20 protein-coding genes are annotated in these 25,576 nt (G+C 59.4%); 15 read left to right on the top strand and 5 right to left on the bottom strand.

The features are described 5' to 3' along the window. Window positions 1-340: 340 nt before the first annotated feature. The 5 genes from LZ605_RS05280 to LZ605_RS05260 all read left to right on the top strand — a co-directional run bounded on the left by LZ605_RS05280 (window position 341) and on the right by LZ605_RS05260 (window position 7,964). On the top strand, window positions 341-1,669 hold the full coding sequence (locus tag LZ605_RS05280) for a DUF3422 family protein (protein WP_026070509.1): 1,329 nt from the start codon (window positions 341-343) through the stop codon (window positions 1,667-1,669). 68 nt (window positions 1,670-1,737) lie between these two features. Continuing rightward, window positions 1,738-2,568: an S-formylglutathione hydrolase gene (fghA, locus tag LZ605_RS05275; RefSeq protein ID WP_249844026.1), complete on the top strand. Its 831-nt coding sequence runs from the start codon at window positions 1,738-1,740 to the stop codon at window positions 2,566-2,568. 15 nt (window positions 2,569-2,583) lie between these two features. Then, window positions 2,584-3,888 (top strand): NAD(P)/FAD-dependent oxidoreductase, encoded by a 1,305-nt coding sequence (locus tag LZ605_RS05270; protein ID WP_026070508.1) that lies wholly within the window; start codon window positions 2,584-2,586, stop codon window positions 3,886-3,888. Window positions 3,889-3,942: 54 nt separating this feature from the next. Then, complete coding sequence (locus LZ605_RS05265) at window positions 3,943-5,271, top strand: replication-associated recombination protein A (protein ID WP_005413341.1); 1,329 nt, start codon at window positions 3,943-3,945, stop codon at window positions 5,269-5,271. Window positions 5,272-5,312: 41 nt separating this feature from the next. Further along, entirely contained in the window at window positions 5,313-7,964 is a 2,652-nt protein-coding gene (locus LZ605_RS05260; RefSeq protein ID WP_026070507.1) for an excinuclease ABC subunit UvrA, read from the top strand. 85 nt (window positions 7,965-8,049) lie between these two features. Here the strand turns inward: LZ605_RS05260 and LZ605_RS05255 are convergent, their stop codons facing one another. Further along, entirely contained in the window at window positions 8,050-9,009 is a 960-nt protein-coding gene (locus tag LZ605_RS05255; RefSeq protein ID WP_017354479.1) for a LysR family transcriptional regulator, read from the bottom strand. Between the two features lie 131 nt (window positions 9,010-9,140). On the opposite strand from LZ605_RS05255, the gene LZ605_RS05250 reads away from it, so the two are divergent. The 9 genes from LZ605_RS05250 (at window position 9,141) to LZ605_RS23185 (ending at window position 17,541) form a co-directional block, all read left to right on the top strand. Next, complete coding sequence (locus tag LZ605_RS05250; RefSeq protein ID WP_017354478.1) at window positions 9,141-9,548, top strand: ketosteroid isomerase-related protein; 408 nt, start codon at window positions 9,141-9,143, stop codon at window positions 9,546-9,548. A 1-nt stretch (window position 9,549) separates the two neighbouring features. Next, the gene (locus LZ605_RS05245) at window positions 9,550-10,155 is read left to right on the top strand and encodes a GNAT family N-acetyltransferase (RefSeq protein ID WP_017354477.1); all 606 of its coding nucleotides are present in this window, start codon (window positions 9,550-9,552) and stop codon (window positions 10,153-10,155) included. After that, entirely contained in the window at window positions 10,152-11,024 is an 873-nt protein-coding gene (locus LZ605_RS05240; RefSeq protein ID WP_017354476.1) for a carbon-nitrogen hydrolase family protein, read from the top strand. Before LZ605_RS05245 ends, LZ605_RS05240 begins: the two co-directional genes overlap by 4 nt. Window positions 11,025-11,096: 72 nt before the next feature. After that, complete coding sequence (locus LZ605_RS05235) at window positions 11,097-12,386, top strand: NAD(P)/FAD-dependent oxidoreductase (RefSeq protein WP_037590709.1); 1,290 nt, start codon at window positions 11,097-11,099, stop codon at window positions 12,384-12,386. Window positions 12,387-12,651: 265 nt separating this feature from the next. Continuing rightward, window positions 12,652-13,761 carry an S-(hydroxymethyl)glutathione dehydrogenase/class III alcohol dehydrogenase gene (locus tag LZ605_RS05230; RefSeq protein ID WP_005413335.1) on the top strand — a complete coding sequence of 370 codons (1,110 nt, stop codon included), beginning with the start codon at window positions 12,652-12,654 and terminating at the stop codon, window positions 13,759-13,761. A gap of 56 nt (window positions 13,762-13,817) precedes the next feature. Continuing rightward, window positions 13,818-14,393, top strand: coding sequence for an S-(hydroxymethyl)glutathione synthase (gfa, locus tag LZ605_RS05225; RefSeq protein WP_005413334.1), 576 nt, complete (start codon window positions 13,818-13,820; stop codon window positions 14,391-14,393). Window positions 14,394-14,490: 97 nt separating this feature from the next. Further along, window positions 14,491-15,234, top strand: a complete 744-nt coding sequence (locus tag LZ605_RS05220; RefSeq protein WP_049400906.1) for a cation diffusion facilitator family transporter — start codon at window positions 14,491-14,493, stop codon at window positions 15,232-15,234. A gap of 543 nt (window positions 15,235-15,777) precedes the next feature. Further along, a complete protein-coding gene (locus LZ605_RS05215) occupies window positions 15,778-16,818 on the top strand; it encodes a lipid A deacylase LpxR family protein (RefSeq protein WP_017354473.1) in 1,041 nt (346 codons plus the stop codon). A gap of 105 nt (window positions 16,819-16,923) precedes the next feature. Further along, a complete protein-coding gene (locus LZ605_RS23185) occupies window positions 16,924-17,541 on the top strand; it encodes a flavodoxin family protein (protein WP_080355009.1) in 618 nt (205 codons plus the stop codon). 144 nt (window positions 17,542-17,685) lie between these two features. Here LZ605_RS23185 and LZ605_RS05210 read toward each other — a convergent pair whose 3' ends face one another. From LZ605_RS05210 to LZ605_RS05195, 4 genes are all read right to left on the bottom strand, one after another. After that, on the bottom strand, window positions 17,686-18,171 hold the full coding sequence (locus LZ605_RS05210; RefSeq protein WP_017354472.1) for a hypothetical protein: 486 nt from the start codon (window positions 18,169-18,171) through the stop codon (window positions 17,686-17,688). Window positions 18,172-18,444: 273 nt separating this feature from the next. Further along, complete coding sequence (locus tag LZ605_RS05205; RefSeq protein WP_017354471.1) at window positions 18,445-21,201, bottom strand: caspase family protein; 2,757 nt, start codon at window positions 21,199-21,201, stop codon at window positions 18,445-18,447. A 57-nt stretch (window positions 21,202-21,258) separates the two neighbouring features. Further along, a complete protein-coding gene (locus LZ605_RS05200; RefSeq protein WP_017354470.1) occupies window positions 21,259-22,824 on the bottom strand; it encodes a hypothetical protein in 1,566 nt (521 codons plus the stop codon). Window positions 22,825-23,177: 353 nt separating this feature from the next. Then, complete coding sequence (locus LZ605_RS05195) at window positions 23,178-24,035, bottom strand: hypothetical protein (protein WP_146027645.1); 858 nt, start codon at window positions 24,033-24,035, stop codon at window positions 23,178-23,180. A 118-nt stretch (window positions 24,036-24,153) separates the two neighbouring features. Here LZ605_RS05195 and LZ605_RS05190 point away from each other — a divergent pair, with 118 nt between their 5' ends. After that, the gene (locus LZ605_RS05190; protein ID WP_049400904.1) at window positions 24,154-25,575 is read left to right on the top strand and encodes a Wadjet anti-phage system protein JetA family protein; all 1,422 of its coding nucleotides are present in this window, start codon (window positions 24,154-24,156) and stop codon (window positions 25,573-25,575) included. Window position 25,576 lies beyond the last annotated feature (1 nt).

Raw genomic sequence — 25,576 nt, 5'->3', positions numbered from 1 at the left:
TGCTGGATGATGTCAGTCGAGTTGCGCCTGTCTGTATTTCTTGGAGCGGGCAATCTCTGTCGGCATCGTTGCCTTCGGCATCTGACTGAGTCATGGGAGGCCCTTTGAAGTGAGCTTCCAGCCTCGTTGCGACTCCCATGCGGTCCGCGCCTGGCTGGAAGGTGGGAGAGCAAGGGCCTGCGATCTATGCGGTGCTGTCCTCCCAGCTTGTTGTGGTTCCCACTACCGCCCTACACCAGAGCCGGCTCCACCACACGACCTTTCGCTGAGCTATCGCACAAGCAAGTGATAGACCTCCCGTGAGCGGTGTTTAGAAGATCATCCATTCTTGAGGCTATGTATGAATGACCCATCCGGCCTGAGCCAAGCTGCAGGCACGCCAGCAGAAGGCTACGTATATGGGATGCCGGCGCACGCGGACCGCCGCGCCGCCGTTGAGGAAGTCCATGCGCGACCGCACCTTCTCACCCAGTCTCCGCGAAGCCTTCTCCAGCTCTCCTTCATGACAGAAGGGGACATGAGTCGAGATCGTGCCGCGATCGACGATCTTTCAGGTCGTATGGGGGCTGCAGTCGAGGATCACACCACACCTCATCACGCGCTTACGTGGAATGAGGGTGATCTGCACTGCGAGAAGCACACTGAGTTCTCTTCCTACCTCTGGAGCGCACCACTGAGCTCAGAAACAGGTGAGCCTTGTGGGGACAACCCGTTTAGACAGGGATTCAAGCCGCCAGGACCCGTGATCTCGGCTGTTAGCGTCAGGCTTTTGCCTTGGACCGCGGAGGCGGAGAAGGAAATAGATTGCTTTGATCCCGTCAGCCGCTGCTACTCGCTGGTTGAGAACGGTGCCGCGGCCATTGTGACCGACTTCCGTCAAGACGAGGAAGGGCTAACCCACATGCTCATCCTTGATCGCGACCTGACTCCGGCGCGGGCAGGAGCGCTGGCGCAACGACTGCTCGAGGTCGAGACATACCGAACGCTTGCCCTCCTAGCGCTACCGCTGACTCGTTCCATGACGTCGAATCTTCGTCGCATGGAGGCGCGTCTGGCTGCAATTACTGAAGAGATGCGCAGGGCCTCCGGCGGACGTCGTGACAGTGACGTGCTCCTCTCGGATTTGACCAGCCTGGCTGCAGAGTTGGAGGCGGACGCCGCGGCAAATCTCTATAGGTTTGGTGCAAGTCGGGCTTACTACGAAATTGTTGAAGAGCGACTGGATGCGTTGGCGGAGGATCAAGTTGCCGGCTATAGCACCTGGGCGGACTTCTTGTATCGAAGGATTGCACCGGCCATGCGAACTTGCCAGTCAGTGAAGGAGCGACAGGGGAAGCTCTCAGACAAGTTGACGCGCTCGATCTCGCTCCTCCGGTCGTGGATTGATGTTGAGCTCGAGCGGCAGAACCGCGACCTACTGGCGTCCATGAATGAACGGGCGAAGGTTCAGCTGCGCCTGCAGCAGACGGTGGAAGGTTTGTCGGTGGCCGCCATCTCGTACTACGTCGTGAGTCTTCTCGCATACCTGCTCAAGGGTTTGCCTGGGACGCATGACATCGCAGCAACCGTCACTGCGATCTTGGTTCCCGCTGTATTGCTGCTGATTTGGTGGATTGTCCGAAGGATCAGGCATGCACACGGTGACTCGGCAGTCGAGGACAAGGCCTAAAGCCTCGCTTAAGGCCACATTCGATTCGCGATAGATGGCCTATCAAATTCAACTCAGAGGAAAGAACAATGGAACGCATTGAGCGTCACGCAAGCTTCGGTGGATGGCAGGACGTCTACCAGCATGAATCATCCAGCCTTGGTTGCACCATGAAGTTTGGAGTCTATCTCCCTCCGCAGGCGTCCAGCGGCCCGGTACCTGTTCTCTACTGGCTCTCTGGCCTGACGTGCACAGAGCAGAACTTCATCACCAAGTCTGCAGTGCAGCAGCTCGCTGCTGAGCATGGCATTGCCATCGTTGCTCCGGATACAAGTCCGCGCGGAGAGTCCGTCGCGGATGATCCAGCTTACGATCTCGGCCAAGGTGCGGGGTTCTACGTCAATGCCACCGAGGCACCGTGGTCCGACCACTACCGCATGTATGACTACGTTGTAAGTGAGCTGCCTGCTCTCGTTGAGAAGAACTTCCCTGTTAGCCAGGCTCGCTCAATTAGCGGCCACTCAATGGGCGGCCACGGTGCCTTGGTCATCGCTTTGCGAAATCCAGGTCGCTATCGCAGCGTATCCGCCTTCTCTCCGATCGTGGCACCCACCCAGGCTCCTTGGGGCCAGAAGGCGTTTTCGGCCTACTTGGGGGGAGATCAGGAGCAGTGGCGGCAGTATGACGCCGTGGAGCTGATTGCAGATGCAAAGGAGCGCCTGCCCCTGCTCGTGGATCAAGGGCTCAGCGATGATTTCTTGCAGAATCAGCTCCGCTCCGAACTGCTTCAAGATGCATGCGCCAAGGTGAATCATCCGCTTTCGCTGAACCTTCGCGATGGTTACGACCATAGCTACTACTTCATCTCCAGCTTCATTGCCGATCATCTCAAGCACCACGCATCGGCGCTGAACACCTAACCAAGGAGTGCTGCCGTGATCAAGACCTCCAGAAATCGTCATCAAGTTGTGATCGTTGGGGCGGGCTTCGGCGGACTGGAGGCCGCCACGCACCTTGAAGGAGTGGATGTCGATGTAACAATCATTGACCGGCGGAACTATCACTTGTTCCAGCCGCTGCTCTACCAGGTGGCTGGTGCGTCACTGTCACCGTCGGAGATCGCATGGCCGATCCGCTATCTGTTCCGTGACCGCCCGGAGGTCAGAACCCTCATGGCGGAGGTCGAGGGTGTGGATAAAGCTGCCCGCCAAGTGATCCTTCAGGACGGCACTCGATACCCTTACGACACCCTTGTGCTCGCTACGGGAGCAACACATGCCTACTTTGGGCATGACGAATGGTCGAAGTACGCTCCAGGCCTGAAGAGCCTGGAGGATGCAACAACCATTCGAGGCAGGATCTTGAGCGCGTTCGAGCAAGCGGAGCTCTGCAATGATCCCGAGGTTCGAGAGGCCCTTCAAACCTTTGTGATCATTGGTGGTGGGCCTACAGGTGTCGAGCTTGCCGGAACCATCGCGGAGCTGGCGCGTGGCACGCTGCAGGATGACTTTCGGTCAGTTGATCCCAGCAAAACCCGGGTATTTCTCATTGAGGCGGGTCCGCGGCTGCTCCCCGTCTTTCCTGAAAAGCTCTCCGAGTACACGAGGCGCGCCCTCGAGAAGCTTGGGGTATCCGTTTTGTTGGGGGCCCCTGTCACCGAGTGCGCCTCTGATGGGGTGATGCTCAATGGCAAGAAGCTGGCGGCATCCACAATCGTCTGGGCAGCGGGAGTTCAGGCGTCTCCAGCCGCACGTTGGCTCGACACCGAATCAGATCGGGCGGGGCGCGCAATCGTCGGCCCTGATCTAACGGTGCCTGGTTCCCCCAACATTTTCGTGATCGGGGACACTGCTTCATCAGCCACTGCGGACGGAAAGACCGTTCCTGGAATCGCGCCGGCGGCCAAGCAGCAAGGCAAGTACGTCGCGGGCCAGATTGAAGGGCTGATAACAGGGGCGCGGAGGACCGCTGCATTCAAGTACCGGCACCAGGGCAACCTCGCCACGATTGGACGCAGCCTTGCAGTAATCGATATGGGGAAGCTAAAGCTGAGCGGAGGAATCGCATGGTGGATCTGGAAGCTCGCTCACATCTACTTCCTTATCGGAGTGCGAAATCGCCTGAGCGTCGCAATGAGCTGGGTATGGAATCACAGCGTTGGATACAGAGGGGCTCGCATCATCCTCCGTGAAAAAGCAAGCAATGCCACAAGCGGCTCATTGGATGGGAAGCTGAAATAGGGGCCAAGACGCTCTGAATGCACACTCGCAACTGACTTCCCGAAGGAGAACACCTTGGCAGATCTATTCACAGCGAAACCAAGGGCACCACTGGCCGAACTGCTACGACCGAAGTCTCTCGACGAGTTCGTTGGGCAGCAACACCTGCTGGGGCCGGGGAAGCCTTTGCGTCTTGCCTTTGAAGCAAGAAGTCTGCACTCCTTCATCATGTGGGGGCCCCCGGGCGTCGGTAAGACCACCCTGGGGCGCCTCGCAGCGATGGTGACTGACAGTCACTTCATTGCGATCTCCGCCGTACTCGCCGGGGTAAAGGACATCAGGCAGGCCATTGATGATGCGCGGGCCGAACTCGACGTCCGCGGTCGCTCCACGGTACTTTTCGTCGACGAAATTCACCGGTTCAACAAGGCCCAGCAGGATGCGCTGCTACCTCACGTTGAATCAGGGCTACTCACGCTGGTGGGCGGCACCACAGAGCATCCAGGACTGGCCGTTAACTCGGCGCTGCTTTCGCGCGCGCAGGTGTACACACTTGAGCCTCTGTCTGACGCAGATCTTGAGAAGCTCTACGAACGCGCCAGACCTCACTTGCGAGGCGTTGACCTCTCCGATCCCGCATTGCAGCTGCTGAAGGGCTTCGCTGATGGTGATGGCCGCAGATTCCTGAATCTTCTCGAGCAGGTCTCAACTGCGGCCTCTGAGAAGCGGGTGGAAGAGGTGGATCTTGAGTTTGCCAAGCGCTCCACCAGCCCGTCACTGCGTCGATTCGATAAGGGCGGGGACGAGTTCTATTGGCAGCTCTCCGCGTTTCACAAATCACTGCGTGGCTCTGATCCCGACGCCTCCCTCTACTGGCTAGCGCGCATTCTGGATGGGGGCGGGGACGTGAGCCAGGTCACACGTCGAATGATTGTTATGGCAAGCGAAGATATCGGAAATGCTGATCCGGGCGCTCTGCACTTGGCCATCCACGCTGCGCAGGCGTATGAGCGACTTGGCTCTCCTGAAGGTGAAATTGTCTTGGCCCAGGCTGCGACCTATCTGGCGCTCTCCCCCAAGTCGAATGCGTCCTATGCGGCTTGGGATCTAGCAAGGGCCTTCGTCAAGGAGCACGGATCATTACCAGTTCCCATGCATCTTCGGAATGCTCCAGCGAAGCTTATGAGGCAGATGGGGTATCGACAAGCATATCGCTACGCGCATCATGAGCCAGACGGCTACGCAGCTGGACAGACGTACCTGCCGGAGGGTGTGGAGAGGCCGAACTGGTATCGGCCCACTGATCGGGGAGCTGAGCGCGCCTTGGCTGAGAGACAGGCATGGCAGCGAGCCTTGGATGAAGAGGCATCGCAAACCGAAGCCGATCCCTCTTCGGGCCAGTGATCCAGCTGAACTTAACGTCTACAACCTACAGAGACATGCACATGCCAAACGCCACATTCGGTGAAGCTTCCTGCAGTGTCGCAGCAAGCGGCCTTGTAGAGGTGCGCGGTGCGCGTGAGAACAACCTTAGAGACGTTGATGTCTCAATTCCTCGCAACGCACTGGTCGTCTTTTCCGGTGTATCCGGTTCCGGGAAGTCATCTCTTGCATTCGGGACAATCTATGCGGAAGCTCAAAGGAGGTACTTTGAGTCCGTTGCTCCCTATGCTCGACGCCTAATCGATCAGGCAGGCGTCCCTGATGTTGACTCCATCGATGGACTCCCGCCGGCAGTAGCGCTGCAGCAGCAGCGTGGTGCCAGCAATGCGCGATCTTCGGTGGGTAGCGTCACCACGCTATCCAGCCTCATTCGTATGATGTATTCCCGCGCGGGAGCATATCCGGCTGATCAGCCTATGCTTTATGCCGAGGACTTCTCACCCAATACTCCCCAGGGCGCATGCGCGACCTGCCATGGCCTTGGCCATGTGTACGAGGTGACAGAGGCCCTCATGGTGCCGGATCCAAAGCTGAGCATCCGTGAGCGTGCCATTGCTTCGTGGCCACCTGCATGGCACGGGCAGAACCTTCGCGACATTCTGGTGACGCTGGGCTACGACATTGATAGGCCTTGGAAGGACCTTCCCAAGAAAGACCGCGATTGGATTCTGTTTACCGAGGAGTCGCCCACTGTGCCGGTCTATGCTGGGTTCACGCCGGCGGAGACGCGTGCGGCCCTGAAGCGTAAAACTGAGCCGAGCTACATGGGAACCTTCACTGGCGCCCGTAGGTATGTCCTGCACACGTTTGCTAACACGCAAAGTGCCCTGATGAGGCGCCGCGTATCGCGATACATGGAGGGTAAGCTTTGTCCCACCTGCCATGGCAAGCGCCTTAAGGCAGAGTCGCTGTCAGTGACATTTGCGGGTGTGGACATTGGTCAATTCATGCAGATGCCTCTTGACCAACTGGCTTCCCTGCTCGAGCCCATTTCTCAAGGAGACTTCAGTGCTCATGCTGGCGGGGGCAAGGCGAACAAGGAAGCCACCCGTCGTGATCGCGCCGATAGGGCGGCCAGTGGGCGGGCGGTCCACGCGGTGTCTCCTGACGTCCGCCGCACCTCAGCGCTGTCGGAGGAGAAGCGCCTGGCCGCGCAGCGCCTCGCTAGTGGAGTGATGAGCCGAATCAGTCAGTTGCGTGGCCTTGGGCTTGGCTATCTAACTTTGGATCGCGCTACGCCGACATTGTCCGCTGGCGAGCTGCAGCGATTGAGACTCGCCACGCAGTTGAGCTCGCTGCTCTTTGGCGTGGTGTACGTGTTGGACGAGCCGTCGGCAGGTCTTCATCCCTCCGACAGCCAGGCTCTCTATGACGCCTTGGACCGCCTCCGCGACGGTGGTAATTCCGTATTTGTTGTGGAGCACGATCTGGAGCTGATGCGCCGTGCCCAGTGGTTGGTGGATGTTGGGCCTGAGGCGGGAGAGCGGGGCGGCAAAGTGCTCTACAGCGGAGAGCCGGATGGTCTTCGTGACATCGACGAGTCACGTACCGCGTTGTACCTCTTTGACAAGGTCCCGCCCCCTAGTGGCCAAGAGCGTCAAGCGAGTGGTTGGCTGGAACTTCAGGGCATCCAGCGTCACAACCTGAAGCGCATTGATGCGAAGATACCTCTGGGCATCCTCACCGCGGTGACCGGGATTTCGGGATCGGGCAAGTCCAGCCTCGTCGCCCAAGCGTTGCCGGAGCTGATGATGCTTCAACTTGGACACGAGCCTGAAGACGACGCGGTGGAAACGGGGGCAGCAGACGGGCCAACCGTCATCGAGACGACAGGGGGACACCTCGGCGGAGATGTCGATGCTATTCAGCGTCTCGTCCAGGTTGATCAGAAGCCAATCGGACGGACGCCGCGATCGAATCTCGCGACTTACACCGGCCTTTTCGATCATGTTCGAAAGCTGTTTGCCGCAACACCAGATGCGCGGCGTCGACGTTACGACGCAGGTCGATTCTCCTTCAACGTGGCCAAGGGACGTTGTGAGACGTGCGAAGGGGAGGGGTTCGTGAGCGTCGAGCTGCTGTTTATGCCTAGCGTCTATGCACCGTGCCCAACGTGCCACGGTGCGCGATACAACGAAGCTACGCTGAAGGTGCTTTGGAACGGTAAGAACATTGCAGACGTTCTGCGGATGACTGTCGAGGATGCACGTGAATTCTTTGGCGATGAGGACGCGATCGCTCGCCCACTTCAGTTGCTGAAGGAGATTGGCCTTGGATACCTTCGACTGGGCCAGCCGGCTACCGAGCTATCGGGTGGTGAAGCGCAGCGCATCAAGCTGGCCACAGAGCTTCAACGAAGCCAGCGCGGGCGGACACTGTATGTCCTGGATGAACCCACTACGGGCCTCCATGCCTCGGACGCGGATAGGCTGCTTGTGCAGCTCCAGCGGCTCGTTGATGCCGGCAATACGGTGGTCATGATTGAGCACGACATGCGTGCCGTTGCTCAGGCGGATTGGGTAATCGACGTGGGTCCAGGTGCCGGTGATGCGGGCGGGCAGATCGTGGCGGCAGGAACTCCAAAACAGGTCGCTCGCGTGAAGAGAAGCCGTACCGCCCCCTTCTTGGCTGAGGAACTCGCCCGCGCGGGTTGACCCGACGCTCTTTTGGCCACCATGAGCGTCCCTGGCGCTCATGGCGGCCAGATCCCGTATCAGAGAGCGGCCAAGCGACTCGGCATTAGCGCTTCCCTGCTTTGGATGGCGTTAGGGCCGAGGTGGGGGAGGGCGCCATCTGCGTAAGGCTTGGTAGTGCTCCGACGGCGGAATGGAGTGCATCGAAAACTACTCTGACGCGAGGTGAGACTGGGCCGCGTTGAGGCCGATAGACGTACAAGCCCCACGGCGCAGGATCGAATTCTTCCATCACACGCTGCAGAACACCTGACTGAATGAGTGGGGCAGCCATGTAATCAGCAAGTTGGGCAAACCCCAAGCCCGCAATGACCCCTGCCATCTCCATGTCGGCATTGTCTGCAATGAAGACCGGTGCTGTCGGCGCCACCTGTACGCCTCCAGCCAGGTACCAGGGCCAGGGCCTGCCTGTATTGATGTCCACCGATGCAACCAGTGGAAACCGCGAGAGCTCGCTAGTCTCCGCTGGTGCTCCGATTCTCTCTACAAGTGCGGGGGAGCCAACGATGTGCAGTCGCATCTCTCCTGCCTTCTTCGCAATGAATCTGCTATCACGCATGAAGCCGACGCGGATTCCGACATCGATCCCTTCATCGACAGCGTCTGCAACCCGATCGCTTAAGCGAACGTCCAAGACAATTCCCGGGTGACTTTGGGTCACTGTATCCAAGGCGGCAAGAACTGCCCTGGAGCCCATGCTGTGAGGGGCACTAATTCGGACTGTGCCCACAATCTGTGAGGCCGTCGCCTTGGTTCGCGGGCGCCACAGCTTGTCTAAGCCCTCAAGCGCCGGCCGCAGCTGATGTAAGAGATCCTCCCCAAAGGCCGTGATGCGAACCTGGCGTGTGCTTCGGTGGAACAACAGCTCCCCGTAATGACTTTCAAGGGCCTGTATCGCTCGGGTGATGGCCTGAGGAGAGCTTCCCAGTCGAACAGCGGCCTCACGAAAGCTCGGCGCCTCAGCCGCGGCCCTAAACGTCTTTAGAAGATCCAGCTCGCTGTTCATCTCAAGGCCCCCATGGTCGTTGGGCTCATATTATTCCATTTCAGGGAATTATGAAATCCTATCAATTCCATATACAACAATTCTTCAGGTCTCCAGAATTCCTCCACACCCTCACCTGACCGGAGAACCTGATGAGCAAGTTCAACTACATCGAAGAGTACTACCAGGCATTCAACCGCGGTGATCGCGACGCGATGCTCTCGATGCTCACTGATGACGTTGTGCACGATCTAAATCAGGGGAGTCGCGAAGTAGGGATCGACGCATTCCGCGCGTTCCTGAGCCGCATGGATTCCTGCTACAGCGAGCAGCTTCACGACATCGTGGTGATGTACAGCAGCGATGGTGCGCGTGCCGGCGCGGAGTACGTGGTGCACGGACTCTACCACCACACGGACGAAGGTCTCCCTGCAGCGGCAGGGCAGATCTATGTTCTTCCCGGTGGCGCGTTCTTTGACATCCGTGATGGAAAGATTGCGCGCGTCACCAACTACTACAACCTGGAGGACTGGATTTCCCAGGTCCACAAGGCGCCCTGAAATGGCTACCAACGTGCGAGTAGAGGTACTGGTCGGCACCGAAATCGAGGACTGGCTCGATCGCGTCGCTCAGTTGCGGATCGAGATATTCAGTAGCTATCCCTACCTGTACGAAGGAGACATGGACTATGAGCGTCACTACCTCCGCAATTATGCGACGTCTGACGGGGGCATCGTTGTCCTGGCCAGGGATGGAAGGGACGTTGTAGGTGCATCGACTGGCCTTCCTTTGTTGAGCGCCGATGCCGCTTTCATTCGTCCCTTCCAGGAGCACGGTCCCCGGCCAGAAGAAGTCTTCTACTGCGGGGAGTCCGTACTGAGGCCGGAGTACAGAGGAGCTGGCTTGGGCCACGTCTTCTTTGATCGAAGAGAGGAGCAAGCCCGACGAAAGGGCTTCAAGTGGTCTTCTTTCGCGTCGGTGGTTCGGTCGGAGACTGATCCGCTTAGGCCACCTGGATATCGAAGCAATGAAGGCTTCTGGACTCGCCGTGGGTATGCACAACAGAGCGCGATGAAGGTCGCTCTTCCTTGGCGGCAGCATGGGGCCACGCACGAAACCGAGCAGACACTTTCACTTTGGCTCCGTTCCTTGGAGGACGTTACATGAAGATTGCAGCAGCTAAGTACGTGATCGGTCGTCCGAAGACCTTTGCCGAGTTCGCTGCGCGCCAGCGCCGAATTCTGAATGACGCACGGGAACAAGGAGTTGAGCTTGCAGTACTTCCGGAATACCTGTCGCTGGAACTGGGTTCGACTCTTCCAGAAGCTCTTCAGCTTAGCCTGAGGTCCACCCTGGAGTCGCTCCAGATCTATCAGAGCGCATGGTGTGAGCTCTATAGCACCTTGGCTGTCGAACTGGGAATGACCATCCAGGCAGGAACGTTCCTCACCGCAACATCCCATGGGATGTATCGCAACCGTGCCTGGTGGTTCACAGCTGATGGTCGCAGCGGATGGCAGGACAAGCTTCAGCTTACTGGCTTCGAGAAGCAGGCAGTTGTCATCGAGCCTGGCGATCGCATCGCGGCGTTTGAGCAGGACGGAAAGCGTGTCGGGATTGCGGTTTGCTATGACAGCGAATTTCCGCTTCCTGTTCGCCTCCAGCAGGAGGCAGGGGTGCGCTTGCTGTTGGTGCCAAGTTGCACCGACACCGACGCCGGTGCCACCCGTGTCGATGTTGGGTGCCGAGCGCGAGCGCTTGAGAATCGGATGTTCGTGGCAAAGGCGGTCACCGCTGGCGTCGCCGACTGGAGTGAAGCGCTTGATGTCAACACCGGTGAGGCAATGATCCTCTCACCGATGGACCATGGCTTCCCCAGTGACGGCGTGCTCGCAGCGACCTCCGACGATCAGGAGTGGGCGATTGCTGACATTGACTTCGCAGCGCTCGAAGCAAGCCGTGCACGAGCGCAGGTAGCCGTCGACAAGGATTGGGATGGTCAGCTCCGCTTCCATTCCGTTGAGGTCCTGAACTAACCAACGTCTAGATGCCTGGGCCATGAAGTGCTCGTGGGCGTCGCTGGCAACTCAAATACCTGGGGAATCAAAATGCATCGTATTGTCATTGTTGGTGGTGGGGCCGGAGGGCTGGAGCTGGCTACGCAGCTGGGCCGGAAGCTCGGGCGCTCAGGGCGAGCAAAAGTCACTCTTGTCGATGCTCGGATGACGCATCTGTGGAAGCCACTTCTTCACGAGGTTGCCTCAGGCGCGTTGGATGCCGCAGAAAGTGAGCTCAACTATCTCGCCCAGGCTAGCTGGAATCACTTCCAGTTTCAGTTGGGGCGGATGACGGGTTTGGATCAGAAGTCCAGAAAGATCGAGCTTGCCCCACTGTACGATGAGGAGGGCAACGTTATTGCGCCCCGTCGCTCGATCTCCTACGACACCCTGGTGATCAGCGTGGGTAGCGGAACGAACGACTTTGGAACTCCCGGTGCAGCGGATCATTGCCTGTTCCTGGACGATCCCGATGCCGCCATTGCTTTCCAGAAGCGGCTGCTGAGCGAGTACATGGGCGCGCAAGCGCGCGGCAAGTCAGAAACACTGGAGGTTGCGATCGTCGGCGCCGGCGCCACCGGTGTCGAGCTGGCGGCCGAGCTGCGTGATGCTGCAAGGCAATTTAGCGCTTATGGGCTGGACAAGATCTCTCCCGAGAATCTGAAAATCACGCTTATCGAGGCTGGTCCGCGAGTGCTGCCAGCTCTGCCAGAGCGCGTGAGCCTGCCGGTCGCCGAGCGACTTGTACATGAAGGCGTTCGTGTCATGTGTGGCTCGGCTGTGACCCTAGTGGATGAAGAGGGCCTGCAACTCGCCAATGGCATCAAGGTTGCTGCGAGGCTGAAGGTATGGGCGGCGGGCATCCGTGCTCCCGTCTTCCTTGCATCCCTCGGGAACCTAAAGACCAATCGCATCAACCAGCTCGAGGTATCTGAAACGCTGCAGACAACGCAGGATCCGAACATCTTCGCATTCGGGGATTGTGCAGCCTGCCCGAATGGACACAGCGGTACAAACGTTCCCCCCAGGGCACAGGCCGCTCATCAGCAGGCTCACTTCCTTGCGCAGGCGATTACCCGCCGTATCGAGGGACGCCCGCTGCCCAGCTTCACCTATCGAGACTATGGATCGCTGGTGTCCCTGTCGAGGGAGGGCGCCGTTGGCACGCTGATGGGTAACCTCATGGGGTCATTCAAGGTCGAGGGCTGGCTGGCCAGGATGTTCTACATCTCACTGTATCGCATGCACCAGAGGAGCCTGTTCGGTACACGCCGGGTGGTTGCGCGCATGCTGGCAGACGCATTGGGACGGAGTACGGAGCCTCGCCTCAAGTTGCATTGATGCGGGCGAGCTGAGGGGCGGAGCTGCGAGTCAACAATTCCAACGCAAGGAATTATGAAATCCAATCTGTTCCATATACAGCAATCCATCGAAGTCCAATACTTGGTCCCAACAGCTCGCCAAGAAGAATGCTGTAGGCGCATTCGACCTGATTGAAACGCGTTCTAGAGCCGGCGCCAGGGGCGGCGCGCCCGATGTACCACTGATCAAGCTCGCCCCAAAGACCGTTGTCGCACTTATCTCGTTACACCCAAGGAGAACTCACATGAAATCCCGTGCAGCCGTTGCATTCGGTCCCGGTCAACCGCTCGAGATCGTCGAAATCGATGTTGCTCCGCCGAAGAAGGGCGAAGTACTGGTGAAGATCACCAGCACTGGTGTCTGCCATACCGACGCATTCACCCTGTCGGGCAATGACCCTGAAGGCCTGTTCCCGGTGGTGCTGGGCCATGAAGGCGCCGGCATCGTTGTCGAAGTGGGCGAGGGCGTGACCAGTGTGAAGCCCGGCGATCACGTCATCCCGCTGTACACCGCAGAATGCGGTGAGTGTCTGTTCTGCAAGAGCGGCAAGACCAACCTGTGCGTTGCCGTACGCGCCACCCAGGGTAAGGGTGTGATGCCTGATGGCACCAGCCGCTTCAGCTACAACGGCCAGCCGCTGTATCACTACATGGGCTGCTCGACCTTCAGCGAGTACACCGTCGTGGCCGAAGTCTCTCTGGCCAAGATCAATCCGGAAGCGAATCCGGAGCACGTCTGCCTGCTCGGTTGCGGTGTCACCACTGGCATTGGTGCGGTGCACAACACGGCCAAGGTGCAGGAAGGTGACAGCGTGGCCGTGTTCGGCCTCGGTGGCATCGGCCTGGCGGTGATCCAGGGTGCTCGTCAGGCGAAGGCTGGTCGCATCATCGCAGTGGACACCAACCCGTCCAAGTTCGAGTTGGCCAAGCAGTTCGGCGCAACCGAATTCGTGAACCCGAAGGATTACGACCGTCCGGTTCAAGAAGTCATCGTTGAGATGACCGGCTGGGGCGTCGATCACAGCTTCGAGTGCATCGGCAACGTCAATGTGATGCGTTCGGCGCTGGAGTGTGCACACCGCGGCTGGGGCCAGAGCGTTGTCATCGGTGTGGCCGGTGCTGGTCAGGAGATCTCCACCCGTCCGTTCCAGCTCGTGACCGGTCGTCGCTGGATTGGCAGCGCCTTCGGTGGTGTGAAGGGCCGTAGCCAGCTGCCTGGCATGGTCGAAGACGCCATGCGGGGTGAGATCGATCTGGCTCCGTTCGTGACCCATACGATGGGCCTGGAAGCAATCAACGAAGCCTTCGAACTCATGCACGAAGGCAAGTCCATTCGTACTGTCATCAACTACTGATGCACCGCAGCACCGGGCAACCGGTGCTGCACTTCCAACAATAGGAGTTTAAGTCCATGCAACACCAAACTATCCATCCCTCGGTCGATTCCGGCGTCGTTGCCGGAACCGCCGGCTTCAAGGGCGGCACGCTGAAGTGCCTGTGCTCTGACAAGCCGGTTGAGATCTCCGTCGCAAGCAATGTGGCCCACAACCATGCCTGTGGTTGCACCAAGTGCTGGAAGCCGGAAGGCGCCATCTTCTCCGTGGTCGGTGTCGTTCCCCGCGATACCGTTTCGATCACGGCGAATGCCGACAAGCTGGCGATTGTCGATCCGGCTGCGACCATCCAGCGCCACGCGTGCAAGGACTGCGGTGTCCACATGTTTGGCCGCATCGAGAACAAGTCCCATGCCTTCTACGGCCTGGACTTCATTCACGTTGAACTGTCCGAACAGAAGGGCTGGGAAGAACCGCGCTTCGCCGCATTCGTGTCTTCGATCATCGAAGGCGGCGGCGCAAGGCCGGAACAGATGGACGGCGTCCGTAGCCGCCTGAAGGCTCTGTCCCTGGAGCCGTACGACGTGTTGAACCCGCCGCTCATGGATGCGCTGTCCGCGCATGCTGCACGACTCAGCGGCGTTCTCTCCTAAGCAGTGTAAATGCCGCCCCTTGCATGCAAGGGGCGGTACTTCCTGACAGTACGCCACCGGCGTATACATTTTCGCTCAGAGCCTGGAGTCTTCGACCATGTCCTTGCTTCCCCCCAACGCAATGCACGAGCGGACTCTGCAGGGCGTACAGAGCACCGGCAACGCACGGGCAATTACGAAGGCCGCGACTCTCACTGCGGTCATGATGTCCGTCGAAATTGCTGGAGGATGGGCCTTCAACTCGATGGCTCTTCTCGCAGATGGCTGGCACATGAGCTCTCACGTGCTGGTACTCCTGTTCGCACTTTCTATCGCTTGGTACGCTGAGCGGAATCAGAGCCGCCCAGAGCGCGCGGCTCGGGTGCTAGCGGTTGAGCTCATCGCGGCGAGCGTAAGCGCGATGATCATGCTTTGGATTGCCGCTTCGATGGCCTATGAATCGACGGAGCGTCTCCATGCGCCAGAGGCTGTTCAGTACTCAGAAGCGCTTGCCATCGCCGTTGCGGGTTTGATTACAAATATATTCTCAGCGCGGTGGCTACATTCTGCCTACCATCGCGAAGGTGCTGCGGTTGATCACTGCCACGTTCCGCATGAGCGCCATGCTGACGAGAAGGGGGCCGATGCGCGCAGGAGTCCCAATCTTCGTGCGGCCTATCTTCACGTCGCTACGGACACCGCTGTAACGGCACTCGCAATTACTGCACTTGTCGTGGGGATGATCTGGGACGTGACGTGGCTGGACTCAGTCACAGGCCTCATCGGAGCGTCGGTTGTCGCAGTCTGGGCCATTAGATTGCTTCGTAGCTCCATTTCGGCGTGGATAGGTCGGCGTAAGTAGCTAGTGCGGTGGTGCCTCCGTGCTCAGCACGGAGGCTAGCCCTGCGATTGGGAGCCTTCCACAAAACTCGCTGCGACCGGAGTCATTCCTGGACGCATCTGGCGAGCCCGCTGAGCGCATATGCCCCACCTCACATGATGCGGAGTTGCTGGCGGGGTGGCCATTCTCTCAGTCAGAGATCAACAAACTGACTGTGATTCTGAAACGTCCATCTTGAGCGGCTGACGTTGCTTCGCAGCGAGGTGACGTGCCCTTCAGTCTAGGTCAGTACCTGGGGCGCCGGCTGTTGCGGCACTAGGGGAGGGCCTGGACGATCTCTTGCTCAGGCGAACGTCTTGGCGAGCCCAAGAGCGCTAGATACTGCTGCAGGGATGCGCCGCCTTTGAAAGCAATTGGCGTGCGGCCGGCTGATGGCCTGGTGTATGGCTCAAACCCCTTCCTCCGGGTCTACTGCGACAGCGCATTAGATCTTCAATTGAACCTCACATTGAGTCAAATGGCAGCAAGCCCATGAAAAGACTGGCGCTTAGTCGGTTGTCTGTGATGGCGGCACTCGTGTTCCTGGCCGCTGCCCGAGCCCCGGTGGCCCAGGCGGCCGAACAATGTGGCCCGGACGCGATGCGCGATCACCCGCCGCAGATCAGCTTCCGCGTCGACAACGACCTGTTCGGTGGCCGCCACCAAGACCAGGGCTATACCAACGGCGCGCAGCTGACCCTGGTCTCGCCGAACCTGGTCGACTACACCGCCGACCCGTGCCTGCCGCGCATGGCGCGCTGGGTGAACCAGTACCTGGAAGGCCTGCACCCCGGCAGGTTCGAGCAGCAGAACATGATCTTCAGCATCGGCCAGGCCATCTTCACCCCCACCGACCCGACCCGCCGCGACCTGATCGAGGATGACCGGCCGTATGCCGGCGTGCTGCTGGCCAGCTTCGGCTTCAACGCACGCAGCGGCGACCGCCTGCAGACCACCCAGCTGGCCGTGGGCGTGGTCGGGCCCTGGGCCCAGGGCAGGCAGGTGCAGAACGCCGTGCACGACGCGCTAGGGGACGAGAAGTTCAAGGGTTGGGACAACCAGCTGCACAACGAGCCGGTGTTCATGCTGACCCACGAGCGCATGCGCCGCTGGCCGGCCGATGCCAGTGTCAATGCCGGCGGCTGGGGCTGGGATGCGATCAGTCACTATGGCGGTGCGATCGGCAACCTGGAAACCAAGGCCAACGCCGGTGGCGAAGTGCGCTTCGGCTGGAAGCTGCCCGACGACTTCGGCAGCACGCCGCTGCGCCCGGCCGGCGAGAACACCGCGCCGACCCGTGGTGGCCGCCTCAGCGGCTGGTCCTGGCACTTGTTTGCGACCACCGACGCGGCATGGGTAATCCGCGACATCACTCTGGACGGCAATACCTTCCGCAACAGCCACAGCGTGGACAAGCGCCACGTGGTCGCCCAAGGCGGCTACGGCATCGCGGTGATGCGCGGGCGCTGGAGATTCGCAATGGCGCGTTACCACAGCACCCGGGAGTTCTATGGCCAGCGCCAGTCGCCGGTGTTCGGAAGCTTCACTATTAGCCGCTCGCTATAGTAGGTGGCGACGATCGCGGGTGTTCGACCATGCAATGTCCTTGAGTGCAGTACCTCGCAGAGCGACTACAGAAGTAACGCGGGAGTGCATGATGGAGAGTACTGAATGATGCTAATCACCAAGCTCGTCGTAGTCATCGTCGCGCTTGCCGCTGGGATCAAGGTGATTGATTGCTGTGTCGTGTGGGCAGCGCGACGAAGGCTGGAGAAACTTCAGAAGCTAAAGGCGCCGGCCCCATCGAGATCTCCTTTACCCGATGCCCTGGTGGTCTACTACTCTCGCTCTGGGCACACCGCCTTAGCCTCTAGTTATCTGGCGAACCAGTTACACGCCGATCTGCGTGCTGTCGAAGCATTTGACTACTCATTGGGCTTGGCCGGGTGGGTGAATGCTATGGCTGATGGGGGTCTTGATGACGCGTGGATAAATCCCGCGTGGATGGATCTAGCTCCCTATGACGCTATCTATTTGGGAACACCCATCTGGCGTGGTTGCCCAGCGCCGCCGGCTTGGGAGTTTGTTAGGAGCAACATGTTCCCTGGGAAAAAGGTCGTACTAGTCACTACATCCAGAGGATCATGGAAGCAGTCAGCTATTGAGCTCCTTGGGCGAGAGATAGTTCGACGAGGTGCGCGATCATTCGAGCATCGGCCTTTGGCGCGCAAGCGTGCCTGGTTCAGAAGATCGGACCCAGATGATCTCAGAATTACGGATCTGATGTGACCGACCTACCATGAATGCCCCCGGCCAATGCTGCGTTTAGTCGGCACCCCTCGCCTTAGCTAGCGCTATGCCAATCGCCGCGTCGCCCCTTGCTGCACGCTCGTCAACGGCCTAGGGCCGTCCCGAGAGTTTCGTGAGGTGGTTTCATTCGCGATTGTCGAGCCGTCCGTTAGACAACGCATGCTGGAGAGCAATCGCAACCTGCGTCGCGGCGTAGACCCAATCGTTGTCTTCTTCGTACGGATCCACTTCCGAATCTTCTTTGCCACCATGGAAGAGGTTGTTGCGGACTTGCCGCATGGCTTCCACCAGCGCGACCGCATCCGATTCGGCATCCAATGGGCAGGGGCAAAAGCGGGCCACCAAGTTCCCGTTCTCTTCAATAATCATCTGCTTCATGGGGCGCTCATCGCGTTGACAGAGAAGGCGCGCACGCGCCGACTCAGGAACCTCTGACGCGAAATCGTCGCCCAACTTTCGGACGCGCTCTTGCACCTTGCGCCAAGCCACGTCGGACGTCGGTTGCCCCGTCCGGTCTTTCCGGAAGAAGTCCCCGTGCCGTCGGAGCTGGAATTCCAGTTTGCTCACGGTCTTGAGAAGGTCGTAGGCGAGATTGGCGCTTACCGGCATTTCAGCATTCTATGTGAGTAGTGTGAGGTCCGAATCGCAAACTGCCACAGCGAAGGCACAAGGACCACCAAGAAATGGCGCTACTTGAGAGCCGCCTAACACGCGGGAGGATGTCATCCTGTAGGCCGGGCGTCGCACCTCATCTAGATTCTTGACCTATAACCGCTTCGGGCTGGCAACGCAGGTCGGCAGTGACTTGGGACAACTTTGCCTAGACACCGCTAAGAATACTTGGATGGGGTTCGCGTGAAGGCCGCGCTTACGATTCGCCTCTCAGTAGTCGTCCATTGATTGCAGGTGAGTGCTGCGCTTCGACTTGGTGGCTGTCGAGTCTGGGTCGGGTTCATCTCCGTTCACCGTTACCCACTCGATGAGAGGGCCCAGGTCGGATTGGCGGCGGGCTTCCGCATACAGCTTGCTATAGGCGGCCATGGCGTATATCGGCGACAGCATGAGCTCCGCTGCCAAGGCGAAGACATCGGACTCGGGTGGCAGCGACACAGTGGTGAAGGCGCCGCTGTCGGCATCGGTGTGGCGCTCAGCCAGCGCATCCAGAAGACGCCGACGGAGTGCTTGCTGGAAGGGGCTATGGGTGGGATTAGGACACCTCAGGCCGTCTTCGACCGGAACCCAGGTGTCCAGTGACCAGGCGGGGGCGAGCACTTGCGGGGTTGCCGCGTCGTCAATCCCCTGTGCATTACCCTTCAGAGTGCCCATAGCCTGGTCAGAAAGCCGATTTCGCAACAACCAGCGGTCATCAACTGAACGCTGCCAGAGAGTCCATAGACTCCCACCGGACCGCCATTGGCCGATCTCCTCGAACAGTTCGGAGGCCAGTCCGCCTCGCGCCTCCAGCTTTGAGGCAAGGCTCCATGAGGCCGCCAGCGCGGGTGGGTTACGGAGCGGATGGGCCACGTTCGATAGGCCTAGCCATTGCGCGAGCACCGCAAAATCGGATAGACCCTCCCTGATTTCCTTAGGAACGGCTGCAACGCATTGTCCAACGGTATCGATGTGCTGCCCGCCCCGCTGGAAGGCAGCGAGGGCCGCGTACAAGGCCCACATCGGGCTGGCCATTGCTTGCTCGGTTGATGGCACCGCCACCTCCCGGCCGACTGTAAGCTGCGCTCGCGCCGCCTCCGTCGCAAGCCCGATCGGATCGAACAGCAGTGACGCACTTCCCATCCGGACCAGATGGATGGAGGCAGTCGCCAAGTCGAGCATTCGTGCGCCCTGAGTGTCCACCATCGGAGGGGTTGGCGGAGCTGAGGTACAGTCAAGGTAGATCTCGGTACGCCACCCCTTAATCACCGGGACGACCAGTCCGTCTTCATTCGACTCGTCCCAAGGGCTGGCCGTTCGCAGTGCGAGGCTGCCAGCTGTTGCTGCTAATTTGAGGTAGGCGTAGCCGAGCCTGTCGTCCGTACCACTGTGGATGAGGCGCTCCTCCAAGGTTGCCCCTACAAGGGAACTGAGGTGCCACTGCCGCCACGGTGGCGCGGGGTTTAGAGAGCCGTCGGGACTGAAACTGGAGTCGCGCGCGAAGACAAAGACCTCACCGATTTCGCTGAGATCGCGGCTTGGCTCCGTCGGAATCATCGAGTATTCAGCGGCATGAAGGGACTGATTTTGGTGCGTGGTTGACGTGCCGATGACGGGCGCAGCCGCGGAAAATTCGGGCCCGGGCAACCGCTGGTCGAGGGGCGCATCCGCAACAACGAACAGCGATTGCGCCGATTCGGCCCCGACGTGCACCAGGGCTTTGTAGAGTCCCGGAGCTAAGGACAGCGAGACCACTCCCGTACCGATGCTGACACGAGCGTAGCTAGCATCGAGCACCGTGATCTGCGCGTTGGGATTGTCCGTCCTCAACACCACCGGCTGCGCTGCAACCTCGTCGGTTCGCAAAGCGGGCATGTCGATAGGTGCAGCAACGGGAGGGGTGTTGCCTGCAGCTGGCAGCACCGGGTAGGGAACCTCGAAGGCGACGTCGGGTAGATTCCCTGGTGTAACGACGAGATGCAGACCCGGGGTCAGCTCCACGATGGGATGCTCGAGCTGGCGAAGCTGGCTACTGCGTAGCTGCCCATTTGGCGTCATGTCGGTGGGCGGCGCGGGTGGGTAAGGTGAGATGTCAGGATCCGGTTGCCGGTCGATGGCCGCGAATTTAGCAATGATGCGGCTCAGGTCGACGGCAACCCGGCGTGGGAGCGCGGAAGCTGGCGCCGACGCCGGGCGCTGATATATTCGAATCCGCTTCGTTGCGGGAGTCAGTGGTGGCGTGTATCCGGTTTCCTGTTCGTAGCGATCGGCCCATAGCACCTGGAAGTAGTCCGCGACGGCGCGATCCGTCACCCATCCGTCGGCGTCAGGCGGTGCGCTGCGCAGCGCGTCCAGTAGGACGCTAGTGAACAGGCCGCGAGACTGCCCGGCCGGGCCAATGTTGCGCTCAAAGGACTGACGTCCCCGCGGCGCTCCATACGCCTGGAACAATCGGACGTGTGCCGTTCGTTGCCGGTCCGGCGGGGTCCAAGTCGGCTCGAGCACCTGGCTCGCCTTGAGTACGTCCTGGCAGCAGTCCGTTACCAGGATGATTTCATCAAAGAAACCCGCGTTGGCGATTTTCGACGCATAACGCAGGACGGCGATATGCGCCGTGTCGCCGTTTTGCGCGACGGCCGAGAATAGTGCCGGGTCGTGAATCGCCGAACCGGCTGTGAACCCGTGTCCGGCGAAGAACAGATACAAGCGCTGTCCAATGCGGTCATGCCATCCGTTCGGGGTGCGCAGCCATAGATTAAGCGCCTTCTTGAGCTCCTTCTCGGTCGGGTTTGCGTCGTCCGGGGTCGCTGCCACGCCATAATCCTGCGACCGTATGACTTGGATACGTCGGGTGTCCAGGTCGCCGTACTCCGGATCGAGGAGCCATTGCCGGAACTCTTCGCCATCGTTCTCAGGTCCATGGAGGTCACTCAGGCCGGGATAACGGTTAATTGTCAGCACGATCGCGTAGTGATCATCTCGCGGCATGTCCACATCTCTCCCTGTTGCGTACACAAGGGCACCTTTGGCGTGCTCTCGAAGATGTCACCATCCGCCGAGGAGGCTCTCAACGCTGAGCAGCGTATCTTCGTCGTCGTCGAAAGCTCCGTGATCAATGCTTGTGCTGTTCAAGCCTGCTGTCTGTCCTTGGGACTTGGACCAGATCGTACGGTTCGGTGCAGCTCCGAGCCACGCGCGGACTGCACCTATTTCGGGAAACTTGCTATCTGAGTAGATGTGGTGCCAAGCGAAGAAGCGTTCCATGCCCAGCAGCGGCATGTCCGGTTCGTCGACGAGCGTTCCGTCGGAATTTGGGCGCGATTCGAGGACACCCGACACCAGATAGAGGAGGGAGCTGGGATAGATGAAGCGCTTCCAGTCCTGCCCATTGGGAAATTTAGAGTCGTCTCCGACGACCTGATCGTCCCGTTCGAATTCATCGCGCATGCCAAACAAGCGGAAGTGACGGATGCGATCGCCATGTTGGGTGATCGTGGCGGCAAAGCGCTCGTAGGTGATGGCGGGCGCCAGGAACACGACGTCGAATGCAATCTCGGCCGGCAGAAGCTCTGATGCCTTGTCAAGCCAATTGGCGATGTAGACGGCGCCAGTGCTGTGGCCGACTAGAGTGATCCTCGATAGCAGCCCTTCAGAGGCATGGGCGGCACGCAGCCGCTCCAGCAGCGCAGTTCCGGCATACAGGTCGGAGCCGTCGCCGAACGCATCGAGTGAGTCCTGCTTCATGCGGTTCCACTGGAGTGCCTTGCCCCATTCATTGAGTCCACTGCCACCAAAATGAACACCACGCAACACTTCCTCTACGACCGTTGCATACAGGCCGTGATCGCGTTGATCCGCGTACCGACGCAGAACACCCTGCAGGATGCGCTTCACCAGAAGGGAAACTTTGAACCAGACGATCAACCCGCGGCCTCCCTCGACCCCGGCGACCTGCGTTGATACCGCCTGCGAGAACGGGGTATCTCGAACGCTCGCTCCGCCCCCGATGAATGCATCGCGTGCTTCGTCTAACGCGGTTGGCAGGGTTTGCATGGCGACCACAAACTCGCTGTCGGTTTGCAAGTCGGCTTCGATCTCGGCGTCGTCGATCAGCGCACTCGCCGCACGCGCACCTGAGGGCCCCACTACAGGTTTGAAATCACGGTAGGGCACGTGATTGCGACTGGGATCGCTCCAATATGTATCAACTGCCTGGCGGACCTTCCCTGCATCGACGTTGCCCGGCGTGATGGTCCGGGCGCCGTTGCTACCTCCCAAGCGGCGGAGCGCGTACTCTAGCGCCTTGCGCACCAGATTCTTGAATACCGGCTCATCCGGCAGCTCGCGCAGGTTGTTGCGGATCGTTTCAACGAAACCCGACTCCCACACGGAAAAAACCGGATAGGCCGATTGAGAAAAGCGCCCCTCAAGTCGCTGGGCAATACCGATACCCGCGGCCTTGTCGACCAGGCCCCCGTGAAAGTAAAGCAGCAAATGACCACGCCCGTCCTTACGAAGCGCCGTGACGATAGCGTCGATATCCTCTGGCTTCGTATCGGTTCCGGCACCGATACGGCCGTTGCGACTGTGGATTTGATGCAGACTGCCCATACCTGGCCCCCTGTGACCAGAATGATGCCAACCCAGAGTGCCATGAGTTTATGAAGTGGGCAATCAGTAATCGCCTAGGTAGGGATTGGTCACCTCAATGCCGAGTAAGCGAAGGGCTAGAGTTGAATGCCCCGGACCATGCCGCAGCTGGGGCGGTAGTTTGCATTTGGCGCTCGATCGATAGGGACACGAGGGCACGGCTCATCGACCTGATCATTGAGGTACAGACGGAGAATTGGCTTTGAATGCCAATGGCGTCCATCTGATACGGTTCCTATGTAGGGTAGCTACCCAGGCAGGGGTAGCGCGGTATCCGTGCCGGGCCTCAAGTTTGGCTACGATCATGCCATCCGCTAATTCAGCTCGCCAAATAGCCACGGTTGGATCGCGGTTGGATCGTCGACGCAGAGGTGAAATTCGTTCGGCGGCTCCTTCTCTGCATCGGTGGCGCAGCGCAGTTCATGTAGTCGGTATTGGAGTAGTGCGGCACGGGTTCTTAACCTGTAGGCTGCCTTACCTCCGAAATACTCGATACGCACCATATCCTTCTGATCTGGTGTCAGATGCGGATGGGGGACGATCGACAGCTCTACCTGTGTCTGCCAGGCGGCGTCCTGGCTAGGCTCGGCCCGCTCTGGCCGAGGATCAGCCAGCTGTTTCAAGCCGCTCAGCCGATTTATAGACAGGTCCAGGAAGCGTCCGGCTTCCGCCTCGTCCTCGGCGATGACAAATGCGCGAACATGCCAGCGCCTGCCTGCCTGCACCAGCGCATGAGGGAACAGTCGTTTGGTGCGAGGTGCTGGGTTGCGCATGGACCGGTGCTCGCCAACGAGCCCCTTGCCCTCTCTGCAGGCACGATTAAGCAGTGCGAAGTGGCGTCGTTCAACGCCGCCGAGGATAAGCTGGGAGCTCTCGATAAAGCCTGTAGCTTCCTGGGGGCGCTCAAACGCAAGGTACTCTTCGATCAGCCCTTCGGTTAGGAGGGGTCTGAAGCCAGACATCGCCACGTATCCGCGCACATGGCTTCGGTACTCAAGGCCGCCTCCATTGAGTTCAGCATATTGGGTTAGCAATCGACTTACCGTGGTGATATGCAGATCAAACACTTGGCGTACTCGCTCATTGGTGACTTGCCCCTCCCAGAGGAGCAGCGTTTCGATGGCTCGAAGTGTTTCCGGACTTTTGTTTGGATTGGGGCGGGGGCGGGGCATGGGGCTGGGCCGGGGTCAGATGACACGCAGCTTAGCATTGATGCTAAGTTAGCGTTTATGATATGTTAGCGTTTATGCTAATGTGAAGTAGATAGCCCAACTTCTGTGGAGTTGCACAGTGTCCAGCTCTCTGTTTGAGGTACTGCCATCGCAACTCTTTCGCCCATTGGCCTCGGCAAATCGGGAGAACTACTGGCGGCTGCTCTTGGGTCTGTACGAAGAATTCTTCGGGCCAGAGGCTGAGGTTCCCCCGGCGACCGGCTGGGAACGGCGGCAGTTGACGCAGTTCATCGAGAACTACCTCGAACACGATGACGCTTGGCAGGCAGAAGAGGGGGTAGGCCAGCTCACTCCGCTCAACATTCGCGCCAACATGTACTTGAGCCATCTCACGGAGAATGGCTGGTTCGAAGAAGAGCAGGTGGGACTCACGCGCACTCTGTCCATGACTGCTGTGGTAAGCCGTTTCCTTGCCACCTTGCAGGTCTTCACAGAAGACACGCCGGCGATGGTGGGCGCGAAGATGCGTTCCATTGAAGACACATTACGTCGGGTGCTTGATCCTGCAAGCAATGTCTACGGTGACGACTTCGTAAACGCCGGCGACAGCGCCCATGCGCTTCTGTCCGGGATTGCCGCCATGAGTCTGAACGTGCGTACCCTGCAGCGCGAGATATTCAAGTCCGCGACCCCCGGGGCGGCTATCCGTCGGTTGTTTGAAGACTACATTTCCAAGCACGTCATGGCTGACTATGCGGACTTGGCTGGCGCCGATCACCCCCTCGCACGAAAGGCGCAGGTGTTGAGCCTAACTCAGGAAATCCATTACGGGGATCATCGGGAACGGATCATCGTGTGGTTGGCCGAGCGACGCTACAAAGGTGATAAAGGCACGGCTGAGGCTGTCTATGAGAAGGCGATCAGGCGATTGAGCAATGTCTATCGTCTGCAAGACTACTTCGATCGCTTGGGCCAGGATCAGCGCCATATCGAGCGTCGCATGCTGGCCATGATCGAGTACCAGCTTCGCGCGCCGGGCCAGCTCGAGAGACGGATCAAAAAGGCTATCGCCGGAGTCAATGCTGCGGAGAACTTCGACGCCTCCATGCCCGTTGGGCCCGGAGCATTGCTTTCCGGTGAACTCCTGTTTCAACCACGCATCGCCCGTCCGCCCATTCCCAGGACCGCGGATTCTCCGCGGCAGATGACAGCCGAGCAGGAGGCGCGGATGAACCTGCACAGGCGTGCGCGTGATGCGCGTACCGCCATGCCAACAGAGGTGAGGGTGTACTTGCAGGGTGTCATGGGAGGAGGTAGGCAGATCCGGGCGTCTCAGCTTCCCATCACCGGTATCAAGCAATTTCGAATGGTGCAGACGCTGTCCACCTACGCACAGGAAGCAATGACAGGCCTCGGAAAGAAGCACCATGAAGGAATTTCAAAGCGACTACCTGGATATCGCTTCCAAAGCGCCGGTGATGAACGAATTGCCGGGCCGTATTTGGACATGCCGGACTTCTACATCACCAAGGTGAAATGAC

Source organism: Stenotrophomonas maltophilia (assembly GCF_023518235.1).
In the GTDB taxonomy this organism is placed as follows: domain Bacteria; phylum Pseudomonadota; class Gammaproteobacteria; order Xanthomonadales; family Xanthomonadaceae; genus Stenotrophomonas.
The sequence above is the reverse complement of the archived record's forward strand: the minus strand, read 5'-3'. Positions and strand labels throughout refer to the sequence as shown.